At 69.4% G+C, this 2691-nt stretch carries 2 protein-coding genes and 1 tRNA gene; 2 read left to right on the forward strand and 1 reads right to left on the reverse strand.

Going from position 1 to position 2691, the window contains the following annotated elements; translation table 11 throughout:
* Positions 1 to 145: 145 nt before the first annotated feature.
* Positions 146 to 218, reverse strand: a tRNA-Glu gene (locus RUH65_RS15635).
* 98 nt (positions 219 to 316) lie between these two features.
* Here RUH65_RS15635 and RUH65_RS15640 point away from each other — a divergent pair.
* Together RUH65_RS15640 and RUH65_RS15645 are read left to right on the forward strand one after the other, a co-directional pair.
* Positions 317 to 751, forward strand: a complete 435-nt coding sequence (locus tag RUH65_RS15640) for a metallopeptidase family protein (protein ID WP_313818574.1) — start codon at positions 317 to 319, stop codon at positions 749 to 751.
* 278 nt (positions 752 to 1029) lie between these two features.
* Positions 1030 to 2640, forward strand: a complete 1611-nt coding sequence (locus RUH65_RS15645) for an NlpC/P60 family protein (protein ID WP_313818575.1) — start codon at positions 1030 to 1032, stop codon at positions 2638 to 2640.
* Positions 2641 to 2691 lie beyond the last annotated feature (51 nt).

Below are 2691 nucleotides of genomic sequence, written 5' to 3' on the forward strand. Positions count from 1 at the left end.
CCCGCGACCTCCGCCGTGACAGGGCGGCGCGCTAACCAACTGCGCTACAGGGCCAGTGTGCGAGAACTAACTCTACCAGATTGATTCCGGGCTCTTGACCACGGAGGGCCGGTTCAACCGGAAGGCTGGTCGTGCAAGTGCTGCGTACCCCCAACGGGATTCGAACCCGTGTCGCCGCCGTGAAAGGGCGGTGTCCTAGGCCTCTAGACGATGGGGGCCAGAACACTTCGGGTTCCCGAAGTGGACCTATAGGAGTTTAGGCGGTCGAGGCCTCCTACCGCAAACCGTGTCCACACACTCGGGGCAGGATGGAGGGGTGAACGACGATCCCACCCCCTCCCCCGCCGATCCTGCCGATCCTGCCGATCCCACCGGACCTGACCGTGTCGGCGTCGACATGTCCGAGGAGGACTTTGACCAGGCGGTCTCCGATGCCCTGGACGCCATCGCTCCCGCCCTGGCCCAACGCCTGTCCAACGTGGCCGTCTTCGTGGAGGAGGAATACGAACCGGAACCGTGGGAAGACCCGCAGACAGAGCTGCTGGGCCTCTACGACGGCATCCCGCTGACCGAACGGGCCGAGATGCCGTTCCAGCTGCCGGACCGGATCGTGATCTTTCGCGGCCCGCTGCTGCGGATGTGCAGCGACCGCGAGGAACTCGTCGAGGAGATCACCGTGACCGTGGTCCACGAGGTCGCGCACTTCTTCGGGATCGACGACGACACCCTGCATGAACTGGGCTGGGGATGACAGTCCGTCCTCGACATCCCACCACGGAACGGCAACACGCCCGGTGAAGCCCCCGGGAAATGACACCACTGTTGTTTATGATTCCAATGGGACTCGTGTTGCTTTTGTGACAATAGTGCATCTATTGTCACTACCGTGGCGCCTTTTGGCAGGCCGCGTGACCATCGCGCAGTGATCTCGTGACGGTGACGTGACCATCCCGCACCGTCGTTCGGCTCATCCTGGTGGTGACCGGACCTGCCAACCCACTCGCACGGGTGCCACAGTGAGGAACTGCCGTGAACACCCGCCGCACCGTGGGCGTGACCGCTGTCGTGGCCGCCGTCGCCGCCACTGCCCTGGCCGCCGTATCCCTGCCGGCCGTCTTCGACGCGTCCTCGGACACCGTCCAGGCGAACCTGCAGCGCGCCGACCAGTCGACTGACGCCACCGAACCGGACATCGACCGCCCGGAGATCCCCGCCCTCGACGATGTGGTGGCCGCCAAGGAGCAGTCCTCATCCCAGAACGCGATGTCCGATCGCCTGCGGGCCTCCATCCGCCAGTCATCGGAGCGCGAGCGCCAGGCCGAGGCCCGTGCCCAGCAGGCCAACGAGGGTGTCCGCACCGCCAACGAGGCCCTGGCAGAGCGCAATGAGACCGCCAACGCGGCCCGGCAGCGCGCCGATGCGACCACTGAGGCGGCCGACACCGCCCGTGACGAGTCCGGCGCCGTGGCCGCGGATCTGTACCGCGGCGGCCAGACCAGCGCCGGCGAGGTACTGCTCGGCGACGAGGACGTTCTGGCCCGCCAAGCCACCGCCGAGAAGGTCGCCGCAGACAAGGCCCGCGTAGCCGAGGAGTCCGCACGCCAGGCCGCTGAGGCCGAGGAGCTGGCCCGCCAGGCAGAGGCCGCTCAGGCCGCCCAGGCGGAGGCCACGGCCGCCGCCGAGGAGCAGCAGCGCCGGCTCGAGGCAGCGGCCCAGGCGGCCGCGGAGGCCGAGCAGCAGAACGAGGCCGATCGCAAACAGCTCATCACGCTCCTGGCCGAGCTGAAGGACCTGACCGTGGCCGAGGCCACCAGCCAGGTCGAGGCCATGGAGCAGTCCGAGCGGGACAACGCCCTCCAGGAGGCCATCGTCGCCTCGGAGCAGCTGGCCGAGGAGCCGGCGGCGGACACGCCGGCACCGACCACCGCACCCGTCGCCGGCACCGATCCGGCGAGCACCGCACCGGCCACCACGGTCCCCGTGATCCCCGCGGCCCCGGCGAGCACCCCCACAGCATCGGCCAGTCCGACCGCCTCGGCAACGCCGACCCCATCCGCCACCGCCACACCGTCGCCGACCCCGACGAAGACGGCCACGGCCTCCCCCACGCCCACCAAGACCCCGACGGCGACGCCGAGCCCCACCCGGACGGCCACCCCGACTCCGGCGCCGACCACACCGGCCGCCCCGAAACCCACGAAGACGCCGACGCCCACCAAGACAGCCACGCCGAAGCCCACTCCCGCCCCGACATCGGGCTCGTGGACCTCGACCGCCTCCACCTGGGCCGTCAACAAGGCCAACGAGGCGGGCACCTTCTACACCTGGGGCGGCAATGGCCCGAAGGGCTATGACTGCTCGGGCTTCACCCGGGACGCCTTCGACGCCGCCGGCAAGTACCTGCCGCGCACCTCGACGGACCAGTACCGGGCCGCCAAGCAGTACGTCCCGCTGTCCCAGCTGCAGCCCGGCGACCTGGTGTTCTGGTCCTCCAACGGCGGCTCCAGCATGTACCACGTGGCCGTCTACATCGGTGACGGCAAGATCGCGCACGCCCGCAACCCCAGCATGGGCATCTCCGTGACCGCGCTGAACTACGGCGGCATGTACAACATCCACCCGTACGCCGGGCGCTACTGACCCGTCAGGTCACCGCCCCCACCGGCAGCCCACAGCTCACGACGCCGGGGG

The organism is Citricoccus sp. (assembly GCF_032154715.1).
Lineage (GTDB): Bacteria > Actinomycetota > Actinomycetes > Actinomycetales > Micrococcaceae > Citricoccus.